The sequence below is a fragment of the Pseudodesulfovibrio sp. 7M6 genome, assembly GCF_050058625.1.
Lineage (GTDB): Bacteria > Desulfobacterota > Desulfovibrionia > Desulfovibrionales > Desulfovibrionaceae > Pseudodesulfovibrio > Pseudodesulfovibrio salinus.
This window is the reverse complement of sequence record NZ_CP188816.1, coordinates 3,947,520-3,962,920: the sequence shown is the minus strand read 5'-3', so window position 1 is coordinate 3,962,920 and position 15,401 is coordinate 3,947,520. Positions and strand designations below refer to the sequence as shown.

At 61.1% G+C, this 15,401-nt stretch carries 11 protein-coding genes; 8 read left to right on the top strand and 3 right to left on the bottom strand.

Annotated elements, in window-relative coordinates; translation table 11 throughout:
• The first annotated feature begins 76 nt into the window (after positions 1–76).
• The 4 genes from ACI0FG_RS18305 to ACI0FG_RS18290 all read left to right on the top strand — a co-directional run bounded on the left by ACI0FG_RS18305 (position 77) and on the right by ACI0FG_RS18290 (position 6,265).
• Positions 77–1,825, top strand: coding sequence for a chorismate mutase (locus tag ACI0FG_RS18305; protein ID WP_419786453.1), 1,749 nt, complete (start codon positions 77–79; stop codon positions 1,823–1,825).
• Positions 1,794–2,114 carry a hypothetical protein gene (locus tag ACI0FG_RS18300; RefSeq protein WP_419786452.1) on the top strand — a complete coding sequence of 107 codons (321 nt, stop codon included), beginning with the start codon at positions 1,794–1,796 and terminating at the stop codon, positions 2,112–2,114. Before ACI0FG_RS18305 ends, ACI0FG_RS18300 begins: the two co-directional genes overlap by 32 nt.
• Before the next feature lie 265 nt (positions 2,115–2,379).
• Positions 2,380–4,299: an aconitate hydratase gene (locus ACI0FG_RS18295; RefSeq protein WP_419786451.1), complete on the top strand. Its 1,920-nt coding sequence runs from the start codon at positions 2,380–2,382 to the stop codon at positions 4,297–4,299.
• Between the two features lie 70 nt (positions 4,300–4,369).
• Positions 4,370–6,265, top strand: coding sequence for a SurA N-terminal domain-containing protein (locus ACI0FG_RS18290; RefSeq protein ID WP_419786450.1), 1,896 nt, complete (start codon positions 4,370–4,372; stop codon positions 6,263–6,265).
• A 286-nt stretch (positions 6,266–6,551) separates the two neighbouring features.
• On the opposite strand, the gene ACI0FG_RS18285 is transcribed toward ACI0FG_RS18290, so the two are convergent.
• Complete coding sequence (locus ACI0FG_RS18285; protein ID WP_419786449.1) at positions 6,552–8,261, bottom strand: SulP family inorganic anion transporter; 1,710 nt, start codon at positions 8,259–8,261, stop codon at positions 6,552–6,554.
• A gap of 345 nt (positions 8,262–8,606) precedes the next feature.
• Here ACI0FG_RS18285 and ACI0FG_RS18280 point away from each other — a divergent pair, with 345 nt between their 5' ends.
• On the top strand, positions 8,607–9,140 hold the full coding sequence (locus ACI0FG_RS18280) for a methylated-DNA--[protein]-cysteine S-methyltransferase (RefSeq protein ID WP_419786448.1): 534 nt from the start codon (positions 8,607–8,609) through the stop codon (positions 9,138–9,140).
• Here ACI0FG_RS18280 and ACI0FG_RS18275 read toward each other — a convergent pair.
• The gene (locus ACI0FG_RS18275) at positions 9,137–9,904 is read right to left on the bottom strand and encodes an exodeoxyribonuclease III (protein WP_419786447.1); all 768 of its coding nucleotides are present in this window, start codon (positions 9,902–9,904) and stop codon (positions 9,137–9,139) included. The genes ACI0FG_RS18280 and ACI0FG_RS18275 overlap by 4 nt on opposite strands.
• Positions 9,905–10,145: 241 nt before the next feature.
• On the opposite strand from ACI0FG_RS18275, the gene ACI0FG_RS18270 reads away from it, so the two are divergent.
• Both ACI0FG_RS18270 and ggt read left to right on the top strand, forming a co-directional pair.
• Positions 10,146–11,372, top strand: a complete 1,227-nt coding sequence (locus tag ACI0FG_RS18270) for an NAD(P)/FAD-dependent oxidoreductase (RefSeq protein ID WP_419786446.1) — start codon at positions 10,146–10,148, stop codon at positions 11,370–11,372.
• A 272-nt stretch (positions 11,373–11,644) separates the two neighbouring features.
• Complete coding sequence (ggt, locus tag ACI0FG_RS18265; RefSeq protein ID WP_419786445.1) at positions 11,645–13,666, top strand: gamma-glutamyltransferase; 2,022 nt, start codon at positions 11,645–11,647, stop codon at positions 13,664–13,666.
• Between the two features lie 151 nt (positions 13,667–13,817).
• Here the strand turns inward: ggt and ACI0FG_RS18260 are convergent, their stop codons facing one another.
• On the bottom strand, positions 13,818–14,288 hold the full coding sequence (locus tag ACI0FG_RS18260; protein WP_419786444.1) for a MauE/DoxX family redox-associated membrane protein: 471 nt from the start codon (positions 14,286–14,288) through the stop codon (positions 13,818–13,820).
• A gap of 394 nt (positions 14,289–14,682) precedes the next feature.
• Here ACI0FG_RS18260 and ACI0FG_RS18255 point away from each other — a divergent pair, with 394 nt between their 5' ends.
• Positions 14,683–15,288 (top strand): MerR family transcriptional regulator, encoded by a 606-nt coding sequence (locus ACI0FG_RS18255; RefSeq protein WP_419786443.1) that lies wholly within the window; start codon positions 14,683–14,685, stop codon positions 15,286–15,288.
• The last annotated feature ends 113 nt before the right edge of the window (positions 15,289–15,401 follow it).

Here is a 15,401-nt window from a genome sequence, read left to right as displayed (position 1 = left end):
CCCGCGCGCTTTCAGGCTAGAGAAGCTTTTCCCGCTCCGGCGGGAACCAATATCATTATAAGGAAGACGGAAAGACATGATCAAAATCCGCAAAGACAACGACGGCAAAGGCGGCTCCGGACGCCCGGAACGCGATGGCCGTCCCCCCCGCAAGTTCGACAAGCGCGGCTCCCGCCCGGGAGGCCGCCCCAAACGTGACTTTTTCGGTAATCTCCCCGAGCGGGATGAGAACGAGGAATTCGAAGATCGCGCCGCCGTGGTGGCCGGTCGCCGTTTGGACGACATTTCGGAAATCGACGACCAGATTCTCGGAATGCTGGAAAAACGCGCCTACCTCATCCGCAAGGAAGGAGCGTGGCGCAAGTCCCGCCAGAAATCCCTGGTCGATCCCAAGCTCGAAAAACTGCTCCGCGCCGCCTTTGACAAAAAGGCGGGAGATCTCGGACTGGACGCCAAACTCTCCAAGCAGCTCTTTACCCTGCTCAACCAATTTTCCCTGGCCGATGCGCGTCAAAAATTCACCGGCGAGGGCTACAAGCTCGCCCCCCGCGTGGAACCCATCAGCGCATCCATTGCCGGGCCGCGCTCCTTCCGCGTCACCCGCATGATGCTGGCCATGGCTGCCAGCGCCGGGCTGCAGGTGGTGCTCTCCCCCGTGACCATGAACGCCCCGAACAAGGATCTGGCCAAGGCCCTCAAGCAGGCTGGTGCACCCATCTCCTGGGATGACGGCGAAATCCGTAACCAGGGCGGCGAATTGCTCCGCTTCGAAGGCAACATGATCTTCGTGGGCGAGGACCGTTTCAATTTCTACATGCTGCTCTGCCTGGCCCTGGGCCACGCCGGGCGGTGCAAGTTCACGGGCAAGCCCGGTCTCCAGCTGCTGGACGTGGCCTCCCTGAACAAAGTGCTCCCTTCCCTGGGTGCGCGCGTGGTGGCCATGAACCCGAACAACCCCGGCCTGCCCGCCCGTCTGGAATGCGGCGGCGTTATGGACGAGGAAGTGACCATGCCCGGCGGCATTGATCCCGAATTCCCGGCCGCCCTGACCCTGGCCGCATGGTCCTTTGCCGGTGGCCTGACCATCAAGGGACTGGCCGGTGAAGCCCGCGCCCGCGTGGCCGAGTCCGTGGCCGTGCTCAATGCCTGCGGCATCACGGCCTCTCTGGAAAAGGACACCGTCCGGGTAAAAAGCGGTGTTCCGGCCATGGACGCCCGCCCGGCCCTGCCGCTTTCCGTACGGCTCAACGCCCTGCTCATGGGGCTGCCCCTGCTTTCGGGCGGTACCATCAACATCGAGGGCAACTGGCCCAAGGGCGACGCAGCCGACCGCGTGTTGAACGAACTCAAGACCCTTGGCCTCAGGATAGACGTGGCCACCGAGAACATCATCGCCACCCTGGATGGCGAGATGCCCGAAGCCCCGGTCATCACCCTGGCCGAATTCCCGGAACTGGGCCCCCTGGCCCTGGCCCTGGCGCTCAAGGCCGGTTCCGCCACCGTCACGGGCAAGCTGGACGAGACCTTCACCGAGTTGCTGGATCGCATGGGCGTGTCCTACGAGGCGACCGAGGAAGGACTCGTCATAAAGCCCGGCGGCCGCGCCTGGGACGGCACCTGGTACAGCCCGGACCCGGCATGGTCCATGGGTTGCGCCCTTGCCGCCTATGCCGTGCCCGGCGTCATCCTGGAAAACCATGGCGAGGTGACAGCCAGCTGGCCGGAGTTCTGGAACTTCTACAACTCCCTGCCCACCGGCAAGATGAAACCCAAGCCGGTGCCGGAGAAGAAAGATGACAATCACAGACGAATCAAAATCCGATAGCAAGGCCGTGGAAACACGGCTCAGCGACGACATCCCGACCCTTGAGGCCGAGGTGGCCAAGCTGACTCTGGAACGGGAAAAGACCATCCGCCTCATCCGCGAACTGCGCGAAAGCGAAGATCCGAAGGCGGGGGTGTTCCACGCAGAGGAAATATTCCAGGCCCAGCAACTCAAGCTGCGCCTGGATGTGGACATCAAGTTCCGCACCAACAAGGTCAACCGTATCAAACTCGGCATGGAAGACGAAGCCCAGGTCAGCTGCGGCGTGAAGAACGGTTTTCTTTTTTAGGGGATGCTGGGGGAAGGGAAGAGGAAACCTTTTGGAAAAGGCTTCCTCTTCCCTTCCCCCAGACCCCCATCCCATCTCTTTCCAAAACTTTTTGGTTCCGCTGCGCGGGGCGGGTCGCGGAAAGACGGGGAAATAAAACAAAAAAAATGAAGATGCCCGGCGGGGTGTCGCGGAGCTTTTGAGAGAGGGCCGCGGCAGCAAGGAAAGCCGTGTGTGGCATTTGGGCCGAGAGAGTAACCCGATAACGTTCAACGCAGGAGCAACAATGGGCAAATCAATTACCCACAAAATTATCGAGAAGCATCTCGTCTCCGGCGAGATGGTACCCGGCCGGGAAGTCGGCCTGCGCATCGACCAGACCCTGACCCAGGACGCCACCGGCACCATGGCCTGGCTCCAGTTCGAGGCCATCGGCATCGGCAAGGTCCGTACCGATCTTTCGGCCTCCTATGTGGACCACAACACGCTGCAAATGGGCTTCCGCAACTCGGACGACCACCGCTACCTGCGTACCATGGCCGCCAAGTTCGGCGCGGTCTTCTCCGCCCCCGGCACCGGCATCTGCCACCAGCTGCACCTGGAAAATTTCGCCAAGCCCGGCGCCACCCTCATCGGGTCCGACTCCCACACCCCCACGGCCGGCGGCCTCGGTGCCATGGCCATGGGCGCGGGTGGCCTTTCCGTGGCACTGGCCATGGCCGGACAGCCCTACTTCATTCCCATGCCCAAGGTCGTCAAGGTCAACCTGACCGGCGGGCTGACCGGCTGGGCCCAGGGCAAGGACGTCATCCTCGAACTGTTGCGCCGCCTCACCGTCAAGGGCGGCGTGGGCAAGGTCTTCGAGTACGCCGGTCCCGGCGTTGCCGCACTCTCCGTGCCGGACCGCGCCACCATCACCAACATGGGCGCGGAGCTGGGAGCCACCACCTCCATCTTCCCGGCCGATGAAAAGACCAGGGAATTTCTGACCAAGATGGGCCGGGCCGAGGACTTTACCGAGCTGGTTGCCGATGCCGACGCCGAGTACGACGAAATCATCGAGATCAACCTCTCCGAGCTGGAACCCATGGTGGCCCAGCCGCACATGCCCGATCAAGTGTGCAAGGTGAAGGATCTGGCCGGAAAGAAGATTGATCAGGTCGCCATCGGCTCCTGTACCAACTCTTCCTACTCCGACCTCAAGAATACCGCCCAGATTCTGAGCGGCAGGCTGACCCCGGCCGACACCGATCTGATGATCTCCCCCGGCTCCAAGCAGGTCATGAAGATGCTCGCCCGCGAGGGCCTCATCGAGCCGCTGCTGGATGCCGGTGCCCGCGTGCTGGAATGCACCTGCGGCCCCTGTATCGGCATGGGCGGCTCGCCCACCAGCGCAGGTGTTTCCGTGCGCACCTTCAACCGCAACTTCGAGGGCCGCTCCGGCACCCTGGACGCCCAGATATTCCTGGTCTCCGCCCAGACCGCCGCGCGCCTCGCCCTGGACGGCGAGTTCACTGATCCCGCCACCTGGGGCCCTGCTCCCGAACGTGTCTCCCTGCCCGATGACGTGCCTTCCATCCGCGACCTGTTCATCTTCCCGCCTGCGGACGGTTCCAAGGTCGAGATCAAGCGCGGCCCGAACATCGTGGCCCTGGAGACCTTCGAGGCCCTGCCCGAGACCATCGAGGCCAAGGTGCTGCTCAAGGTCGGCGACGACATCACCACCGACCACATTCTGCCCGCCGGTGCCGAGATCACCGCGCTCAGGTCCAACATACCAGCCATCAGCCAGTACATCTTCAACCGTGTGGATGCCGATTTTGTCGGCCGCATGAAGGAACACGGCAAGGGTATCATCCTGGGCGGCGAGAACTACGGACAGGGTTCCAGCCGCGAGCACGCGGCGCTCGGCCCGCGCCACCTCGGCGTCAAGGCCGTCATCGTCAAGTCCCTGGCCCGCATCCACCGCGCCAACCTGATCAACTTCGGCATCCTGCCGCTGCTCCTGGCCGACCCGGCGGACTACGACAAGCTTGCCGAGGGGGTGGGCCTGACCATCCCGGCCGGGGCCATGACCCCAGGCGGCACCATCGAGATCGCCGCCGACAATGGTTTATCCGTCGCGGTCACAAATGATTTGACCAAAAAGGAACTGGAGATTATCCAGGCAGGTGGCCTGCTCAACGCAGTCCGTAACGACTCGTAACCACTCATCCGAGAAAAAACCGGCTGCCCCTGCTACGGGGCCGGCCGGATAAGCATTTCCTGGAGTAGCGATGTTAGATATCATGCGCGAACACGCGTCCGGCTGGGTCATCAAAGTCCTCTTTGCCATCATCATTCTGGCCTTTGTCCTTACCTTTGGTATGGGCGGCCTGAACAACGGACAGGACCCGACCCTGGCCACGGTCAACGACCGCATCATCACCCGCGCGGAATTCGAGGACGCCTTCCAGCGCACCGCCGAGGGGCTGCGCAGGTCCAATCCCAATGTGACACCGGCTCAGCTGCAGGCCCCGCAATTCAAGCAGATGGTGCTCGGTGAACTGATCAATTCCCGCCTGCTCATGGACGAAGCCGAACGCCTCGGCGTCTCCGTCAGCGACGAAGAGGTGTTTGCGGCCATATCCGGGCTTCCCAGCTTCAAGAACCAGCAGGGGCAGTTCGACCGCAACATCTATCAGATGGCCCTGCGATCCATCCGCATGACCCCGTCCCAGTTCGAGGCCAATTTCAAGAAGGAAATGATCGCCAACAAGATCACCGGCATGGTGCAGACCACCGGACAGGCCACGCCTGCCCAGGCCCGGCAGATCTATAATTGGGTCAACGAACGCGCCACCATGGATTACATCCTGGTCAATCCGGCCGACTTCGTGAACAAGATCAAGGTCACCGACGAGCAGATCAACGACTTCTACAAGAAGAACGAAGCCCGCTTCACGGTTCCGGCCCAGGTGCAGCTCCGCTACCTCTCCTTTACGCCCAAGGATCTGGCCACCTACCAGAAGGTCAGCGAAAAGGAGATCGAGGACTACTACGCCGCCCACAAGGATGACCTGATCCAGAAGGAAGAGGTCAAGGCACGGCACATCCTGATCCGCTCCAACAAGGCGGACTCCGACGCCGACAAGAAGAAGGCCAAGGAAAAGATCGACGAAATCTACGCCAAGGCGATCAAGCCGGGCGCGAACTTCGCCGAACTTGCCAAGAAATATTCCGAAGGCCCCAGCGCCCCCACCGGCGGCGAACTCGGCTGGTTCGGCAAGGGCGACATGGTCCCCTCGTTTGAAAAAGCCGCATTCGAAACCCCCAAGGGGCAGGTCACCAAGCCGCTTGAAACCCAGTTCGGCTGGCACATCATCTATGTGGAAGACCGCAAGGAGCCCAAGGCCAAGAACCTGGACGAGGTCAAGGACGAAATCTCCCGGACCATTGCCGAGGAAAAAGCTTCCGAAAAGACTACCGACATGCTGGATCAGGCCATGGACCGTCTGGTTTCCGGCATGAAGCTCGATGCGGTTGCCGACGAACTCGGCCTGCTGGCCGTTACCTCCCGCCCCGTGCCGGAGACCCAGCTGGCCCAGGCCTTCGGCCTCACCCCCGAAGCGGCCAAGGTCATCATGAAGCTCCCCGAGGGCGAGGCCCACAGCACCCCGCTGACCATCGACGGCGGCTACATGCTCGTGGAAAAGGTCAAGGACATCCCGTCCGCACCTGTTCCGCTGGAAAAGGTCCGCGATATCATCGTCAAGGCCGTGCAGCAGGAGCAGGCCCGAGAGCTGGCCGCCAAGCAGGGCGAAAAGGTCCTGGCCGACATCACTGCGGCCAAGGACGGAGCCAATCCCTACGCCAAGGAGATCAAGACCTCGCAGCCCTTTGGCCGCCGGGGCAACATCCCCGAGCTCGGCTCCAACCCCAACCTGGCCACCGCAGTGTTCCAGGCCAAGGACAACAGCTGGATTGCCCAGCCCTTCAACATGCCCGTGGGCACTCTCATAGTGCGCAAGAACACGGTCATCCCCGCCCCGGAAAAGACCTGGGACGAGCAGAAGGACGCCTGGATCGCCCAGGCCAACAAGAACTATGAGGCCGAGACCCTCAACGCCTTCATGGTCAAGCTGCGCAAGACCGCCAAGATCGAGATCAACCGCCCCGACCTGCTCAACTAGGTCCGGCGTCGATACGACAAGAATAAGGGCCCGCCCGGCAAATGCCGGGCGGGCCTTTTCTTTGGTGCATCCGGCGTAGGATCTGCCCAGATCAAACGGGCTGGAAACCGACGGCTGGTCTTGAGAGACAGAGAGGAAAAGGATTCAAGAAAAGGAGAGTACCTTTGCCGACGGCTGGCAAACGCCATCGGCTGGCTCTCACATGGGGAAGACTATTTGATAACGGCAGACAGGCGAAGGGACAAGGCGCTCCCCTCCTCCACCAGGGGGAGGGGAGCAGAGAGACTTATGGACGAGGCAGTGTCAACCGTAAGGCACGGCGGCCGGTCTTGGCCACTTCAGGCATTTCCGCCCGAGCCTGTTCAAGAATGAGGCATTTGGCGCGAAACACGGCAGACGGATAATCCTGACACAGATTTTCCGGGCCAACCAGTTTTTTTGTCCCCATGGCCCGAAGAACGGTGCCCACCCCTTCATTGAGATCTGAAAGCACCACGGCGGTGCCCGTCTTCCGGGCTTTCTCGATGACGCTTTCCAGGGCTTCAATCGCCGTGGCGTCGATATGATAGACATGGGCCAGGGTTATGATCAGCACTTTGGGCGGCGTCCGCGTAAACTGCATCGTATCGACGAAGCGCTGAGCCATGCCAAAGAAAAACGGACCTTCCACTTTATACCGGGCGATCTGGCCGTGGTACTGAGCGTCGGAAAGCGTGTCCGGTTCCGTTTCCATGGAGACCTCGCAGACGCTGCCCACATCGCTCATGCGCTTCATGAACAACAGTGCGGCAAGGACAACGCCTACCTGAACAGCAACCGTCAGATCGACGAACACCGTCAGCGAAAACGTTATCAGCAGGACAGCGGAGTCGGCTTTCGGGGCATGGAGCAGCCGCTTGAACCGGTGCAGATCGCTCATGTCCCAGGCCACGAAAACAAGGATGGCCGCAAGGCTTGCAAGGGGAATGTGATACAGCAGGCTGGAGCAGCACATCACAAACGCCACCAGCGTCAGAACATGGATGATGCCCGAGACAGGCGAGTAAGCCCCGGCACGAATATTGGTGGCGGTACGCGCAATGGCCCCAGTGGCGGGGATGCCGCCGAACAGTGCGGAGGCGATATTGGCGAATCCCTGAGCGACCAGTTCCATTGAGGGGGAATGCCGTTCCCCGGTCATTCCGTCGGCAACCACGGCACTGAGCAGGGATTCAATGCCTGCCAGCAGGGCTATGGTAAAAGATTCGGGCAGCAGCTCGCGGATGGTGTCGAGCCCGAGCGCGGGATATTGCAGATGGGGAAGTTGCGCGGGGATGCCGCCGAAATGGGAGCCGATGGTTTCTATGGGCAGATGCAATCCCCAGGTGGCCACGGTGGCAAAGAAAATACCCACGATATGCGCGGGAATCCGCGGGACGAACCGCCGCACCAGAATCATGATAAGGAGCGTCCCCAGGCTGATACTTAGAGCCGTCAGGCTGAAAGTCGGCATTGCCTTGGCACATGCGGCTATCCTCCCGATGAAATCGGACGGCGCGGAGGCAAGTCCGAGCCCGAAGAAGTCCTTGATCTGGGTCGTGACGATGAGCAGTGCAATGCCCGAGGTAAAGCCGGTGACGACCGGATATGGGATGAACCGCAGGAATTGCCCGAAGTTGAAGACCCCCATGAGTATCAGCCAGACTCCCGCCAACAGCATAGTCACCACCAAGCCCTGGTATCCATGCCGGGCAATGACGCTGGCGACAATGACCACAAAGGCACCCGTGGGCCCGCCGATCTGGAACCGGGAACCTCCGAAGGCGGAGATGATGAATCCGGCGACGATGGAAGTGAAGAGTCCCTGTTCCGGCGTTGCTCCTGAAGCGATGGCAAATGCCATGGCCAGCGGAAGCGCCACAATGCCTACGGTGATGCCTGACCCGAGATCACGGATGAGGGACTGGGGAGAATAGCCCTTTCGAAGACACGAAAACAGGGCCGGTACGAGGGTCACACTAACGATTTTCCGGAAAGACATACGAGTCCCGATGGCATGTTGCCAATGGGCACAGGCAAATGGTCCGCCCTGACCTATTCAAGATCGGGCCTTGTCTGGAGGCTCAAAAAAGGCAATTTGAAACAAAGGTGGAACTCATAGTTGCTTCCGGATACAGCGTCAAGGATGATTCTCGATCCGCAACAATAACAAACACTCGGGGAACAGAAGAGTGGGGATTGTGCCCGGGTGGGCCGATACACGCCCCACTGCCTCCCACATTTTGGAAAGGGAGGCGTTTATTTACAGGGCGGAGTTGTACTGGCATGGTATGGGCTAAAATCCAAAGCAAGGGAGGAGACCATGACGCAATCCAGCCAGACCATCCTCTATACAACGGCAGAGACCCGTTACGGAACACTGCTCGCCGCCTTTTCCGCCAACGGCCTTTGTTCGCTTGAGTTCGGGGAAGATGTGCCGTCTCTGACACGGTCGGTAGGGGATCGTTTTCCCGACGCAACCGTGCTGGCCGACCAGGATGCCTTGAAAGAACCGCTTGCCGCCATCCTCGCTTTTTTGGATGACCCGGCCCAGCCACTGAATCTTCCGCTGGACCCGCAGGGGACGCCGTTTCAGCACAAGGTCTGGGATGAGCTGGCAAACATCCCGACAGGCGAGACGCGCACCTATGCGCAGGTGGCGCAGGCCATCGGACGCCCGTCCTCGGTTCGGGCGGTGGCTTCGGCCGTTGGGCGCAACCGACTTGCGGTCGTCATCCCCTGCCACCGCGTCATCCGTTCCGACGGCACCCTCGGCGGCTTCCACTGGGGGCTCACGCGCAAGGCCGCCCTCCTCGCCAACGAGGGAGTGACCGGCTTCAAAAACACAGCCTGCTAGAGGTCGATTTCAACGCCGATGGGGCAGTGGTCCGACCCCATGACGTCCGACTCGATCCAGGCGCGCGTCACCTTGTCCTTCAGCTCATCCGAGACAAAGAAATAGTCGATGCGCCACCCCGCGTTGTTCTTGCGGGCGTTGAACCTGTAGGACCACCAGGAGTAGTGTCCCGGACCGTCCTCGAACATGCGGAACGTGTCCACGTAGCCGTGCTCGATGAACTTGTCGATCCAGGCCCGCTCCTCGGGCAGAAAACCGGAGCGCTCGCTGTTGGCCTTGGGATTCTTGAGGTCGATCTCGCGATGGGCGGTGTTGAAGTCGCCGCCGACCACGATGGGTTTGGCCTTGCGCAGCTCCTCGGCATATTCCAGGAAGCAGTCATAGAAGCCCATCTTGAAGGCGAGTCGGTCGTCGCCCATCTGGCCGTTGGGAAAATAGATGTTGAACAGGTGGAAGTCCGGGTATTCCAGATGCAGCACCCGGCCCTCGCCCGTGTAGCGCGGGTCCGGCAGGCCTGTGGAAACGGCCAGCGGCTCCGGGTTGGAAAAGCAGGCGGTGCCGGAGTATCCCTTCTTGCCCTTGGACCAGTTCCAATAATGATTGGAAAAGGAGTCCGGCTCGCGGTTCTCTGTCTCTATCTGCTCCGGCTCGGCCTTGGTTTCCTGCAGCATGACCACGTCGCCGCCGCAGCCGTCCAGCCAGTCGCGAAAATTTTTCTTGAGCACGGCCCGGTAGCCGTTCACGTTCCAGGAATAGATGATCATCGCGCCACCTCCGGGATGGTTTCGTGTCGCCTAAAACAAAGGGGAACCGGCCTTGCCGATTCCCCCTCTCATGCCGCTTGCGCGGCGAAAACTAGTGCTCGTTGGGAGAGCTGATCTTGATCATCACCAAGGCGGCGATGGTCAGGCACAGTCCCAGGAAAAACCAAAAATAACCCAACATGTTCACAACCTCCGTCAATTCTCTTGTTCGTTCCGTTGCTTGTAGCAAAATCCGGCAAGCTTGAAAAGACGATTCCGCCCTCTGGCGCACCGTCCCACTCCCTGCTATCTTCCCGCCATGCAATCATGCGACGTCATCATCCTCGGCGCAGGGGCCTCAGGCCTGTTCTGCGCCCTTTCCGCCGCCCGGCGCGGCCTGTCCGTGGCCGTAGTGGACCACTCCTCGCGCACCGCGCGCAAGCTCCGCATTTCCGGCGGGGGCAAAGGCAATTTCACCAATCTTTCGGTTGAGCCGCGCAACTACCTCTGCGCCAATCCACACTTCGTCAAATCCGCGCTGGCCCGGCTTTCGCCCTGGGATGTCATCGACTTCTTCACCTCCCACGGCATAACGTATGAGGAACGGGACCACGGCAAGCTCTTCACCCATGAAGGCGCTCCCAAGTTGGCCGGCATCCTCACCGAGCAATGCCAACGTCTCGGCGTCGCCCTGTACCTCGGCAACGATATCGACGCTGTGGAAGGCTCCGGTCCGTTCCAAGTTCGCTCCGGCCCGGCCACGCTTGAAGCGCCCAAGCTCGTCATCGCCCTTGGCGGCCCCTCATGGCCGCAGGCAGGCGGTACGGAGCTGGCCTATTCCCTTGCCCGTCAGTTCGGCCTGAAGGTTGCGACCACCCGGCCCGGGCTGGTCGGCCTGAGCCTGCCCAAAAAACAACGCGATCTATGCCGCGACCTCGCCGGGAACGCTCTGAACGCAACGGTATCCTGCGAGAATGCCACCTTTACCGACGCCCTGCTCTTTACCCACACGGGCCTTTCGGGACCAGCCATTTTGCAGATATCTTCCCGGTGGCGAGAAAATCGGTCCATCACCATTGATTTCCTGCCCGGTTCTCCTGTGGAGGATCTGGTGGAAGCCAATCGGACCTCCAACATCCTGTTCCGAAACCTGCTCGGCCGCGTACTGCCAAAACGACTGAGCCCGCACCTGCTTCCGGCCGAACTCCTTGAAACTCCGGCCAGTCAGCTCTCGGCAGAGCAGATCGAGCTGGCCGGAAAGGCCATTCACCATTTTTGCATTACGCCGTCCGCCACCGAAGGGCTTGCCAAGGCCGAGGTTACAGTGGGCGGTATCGATACCGACGCCATTTCATCCAAGACCTTTGCGGCGAAGACCGTGCCGGGGCTGCACGTCATAGGCGAGGCCCTGGATGTCGCCGGGGACCTCGGTGGCTACAATCTGCACTGGGCCTTTGCCTCCGGCGCGGCCTGCGGAGAGAATCTGTAGGAATGGGGACCTTTCATCCCGGCATGTCTGCTGGAGTGAAAACAGATTCCAGGCCTCATGCCGGACAGAATCAGGTCGGTTGAAAATCAGTTTTTTGCGATAGGCACCGAAGCTGGCGCCGGGTAATCCCGTCCAGCTGATGCTCAGGCCGAATATTCCCAGAAAGCCTACGAATCCCCTCTCGGCACCGCCATTACCCCGCCCATACCGTACTGGGGACTAATGATCGCCGAAGGCCGTTTGTTCGTCAGCTGCGCAGCCTGCAAGAAGTGATGATCCTGATCTTCATCCCGCACGACCTGGGGGTTGCCAGCTACCAGTGCTGCGATATAGCCATTATGTATCTCGGCAGGAGAGTGGAGACGGGACCGACCAACGCGGTGCTGAAAAAACCGGCCCATCCGTATTCCGCTGCACTTCGGGCCGTTGCGCCCTGTTTCTTCCAGGAGCTCAAGGAACCGCTTCCGGGCGGGATTCCCAGCCCCATGGCCCTGCCCAAGGGATGCCGGTTTTCCACACGCTGCCCCGTGATCCAGGCGGACTGCCGGAAATACGATCCGCCCCTGCCCACCCCTGCCCCGGACGGGCCGTGGCCTGTCTGCATCCCCATATCGAAAAACAGCCGTAGCCATCGGCTTGCAATATCGCTATCGTTTGAGGCGCCTCTCTCTCTCAAAGTTCAACAACCAGGTGAAACCACGATGCATTTCGACTTTTTTTCTGCAAAACGACCGAGCACCCTCGCCCCTTCCGCCATGATCGCCACCTCGCACCCGTTGGCGACAGCGGCGGGGCTGGACATCCTGTCCTCCGGTGGTAATGCGGTCGACGCCGCGCTGGCCGCCGTCTCGGTCCAGTCCGTCGTCGATCCGTTGATGACGGGCGTGGGCGGGGACTGCTTCGCCCTTTATGCCCCCAAGGGCGGAGCGGTAAAGGCGCTCAACGGCTCAGGTCGCGCTCCGGCCGCCGCAACCATCGATACAATCAAGGCCACCGGCCTGACCGAATCCATCCCACAGACCAGCCCCCACGCCATAACCATTCCCGGCTCGGTCTCCGCATGGTGCCGCCTGCACGCGGACCACGGTTCCCTGCCCATGGACCGGCTCTTCCAGCGCGCCATCGGCTATGCGGAAAACGGGTTCCCGGTCACGCCCCGCGTTGCCCAGGACTGGAAAGCCAACGAAGGACTCGCCGCCGGTGACAAGCACACCGCCAAGGTATTCCTGCCCAACGGACGCGCGCCGAAAACCGGCGAGCGCATCGCCCAGCCGCTCATCGGCACCCGGCTGCGCCAGATAGCGGCCAAGGGCGCCGAGGCCTTTTATCGCGGCGAGACAGGCGCGGCCATGGCGGCCCACCTCAAGTCCCTCGGCGGCCTGCACACGGCCGAGGACTTTTACGAGGGATGCGATCAAGCCCACTGGGTCGATCCAATCTCCGCCAACTATCGCGGATTCGACATCTTCGAGTGCCCGCCCAACGGCCAGGGACTGGCCGCGCTGATGATCCTGCGCATCCTGTCCAGGTTCGACCTCGGTCCCAATGTCTCGGAAGCCGACCGCATCCACCTCCATGCCGAGGCGACCAAGCTGGCCTATTACCACCGCGACGCCCTCATCGGCGACCCTTCGCAGTGCGAGGGACTGGCCGAGACCCTGCTCTCCGACCCGGCCATCGACGCACTGGCCAAGCGCATCCGCATGGACAAGGCCATGCCCCCGGCCTTCTGGGACGAACCCGAGCACAAGGACACCATCTACCTGTGCGTGGTGGACAATGAAGGCAACGCCATTTCCTTTATCAACTCGATCTTCCACTCCTTCGGCTCCACGCATCTGGACCCGGCCACCGGCGTCCTGTTCCATTCCCGCGGTGCCTCCTTTCGGCTGATCGAAGGCCACCCCAACGCCATCGGCCCGAACAAGCGGCCCATGCACACCATCATCCCGGGCATGATGCTCAAGGACGACGTGCCGGTAATGCCCTTCGGCGTCATGGGCGGCCAGTATCAGGCAGCCGGACAGGCGCAGCTCATATCCAATGTCCTCGACCGGGGCATGGATTTGCAGGAGGCCATGGACCACCCCCGAACCTTCGCCTTTGGCGACGAGATGGAAATCGAACCCGGCGTGCCGAATCTGGTGCGGGCCGAACTGCGCGACCGCGGCCACAAACTGCGTGTCGTGGACAGCCCCATCGGCGGCAGCCAGGCCATTCGCATCAACCAGGAAACCGGAATGCTCTCCGGCGGCAGCGACACCCGCAAGGACGGCATGGCCCTGGGCTTCTAAGTTCTCACCCCAAGCTAGTACCCGTCGTAACAGAAGCGGGCATGGACTACATCCATGCCCGCTTCTAGTATATGGAACGCGCACAAAGAAGGAGCGGCCCCAGACCACAAGGCAAGGGCGGAATGAAAAGCGCGAGACAGGGAAAAACAGATTAGCGCTTGAAGGGATGGAGCAGGGAACGAGGCTGGCGCATGTCGCGCCAGCGATGCCAGTAGAGCACGGCACATCCGGCAAGAAGGGCCGCGTCACGGAAAAGGGTCTCCTTGAGGTCTCCGCCTGAACCACCGGTCTGCCCGCCGGAGCCGAAGCAACCGCAATCGAGGTCCAGCCCGAGATGCATGGCCCAGCCGACTACGCCCATGAACACCAACAACTGTGCGACAACAAGTACAAGCGCGCCCCGGATATCGAAAATGAGGCCAAGCCCGGTGAGGATTTCCACCACCGGCAGGAGATGGGCCAGCAGCTTGGCCGTGCTCCAGGCAACCAGCCCGTAGGCATCTATGGCTATGGCAAAGGATGCGGTATCCGCAAGCTTCAGCGCACCGGCAACCACAAAAACGCCGCCGATGACGAGGCGGAGAATCAAATACCAGGAGGAAAGGGAGCAGAGCTTGTTCATAGAGTTTCCTTAGTCCAGGGCAACGTGATCGATTAGCGCTTAGTAGTATAAGCCGCCCGCCTTGGCAAACCGCAACGGTCCGCGAGCCCCGGCAACCGCCTCCAACGGGCAGCAATCAATCCGCAAACCATCCCCAATCCGGTCCACGATATCCCGGAAAGCAGTCGTCTGTATGGCGAGGTATGGCCCGAAAAAACGGATATTGACGCGATTTTCTCCATAATATTCCCTATAAAAAGTCTAGAAAAAATTAAGAATTTCAACCACAACGCGGGACACGCCAAAAAACCATTTAAAATTAAGAGGATAAGCCAGCGTTTCCCCTTGAAAAAAAATGCAATGTTCTGTACTCCAATGAAGAACAACAAGGGGTCAGAAACTCAGGGGGGGAACAATGACCGGCAAGAAAGTACTTTCCGTGGCGGAGATCGCCCGCGAACTGGAATTGCCCGAATCCACGGTGCATTACTGGAAGAATCGGTTCGCCCAGCATCTGCCCAGTGTGGGACGGGGCCGTCAGAAGCGGTTCAAGCCCGAGGCAGTGGAGGTGTTTTCCACCATTTCCCGCCTGCTCAAGGAAGGGCACACCGCGCGCGACGTCATGGACCAGCTGGCCGGGTCCTATCCGCTCCAGGCCGATGCCATGCCCGAAGGCACCGCCTATGCCCCCGTGCCCATGAACGGCAACGCCATTGAGCCCGCCATGAAGATGGCCGCCGCCATCGGGCTGGAGATCGCCAAATCCGTGGGCGAGGGCATCCGCTCCGTGCTCAACCCCGAGGCCCTGGGCGGGCAGGACGTTGAAGACATCCGCAGCGGGCTGGAAGCCGCCGCCGACCGCATCACCTCCACCATGCAGGAGACCGAGGCGCTCAAGTCCGAAAACGCGGAGCTCAGGGAAAAGCTCAAGATCATGGAGGCGGAGATGATCCGCCTGCGCAAGGACCGCCGCGAAATGGAGAAGTACCTCCTGGGCAAGATCAAGGCGGTTTCGGCCTAGCCCCAATATTTCGGTTCTCTAGACCTCCAAGGGCACTCTCTAGGCAACCATGCCCGTCCCGGCCCCGGTGATCGCCCACCGGGGCCGGGGTAGCGGGAATTCGGGATATCCTC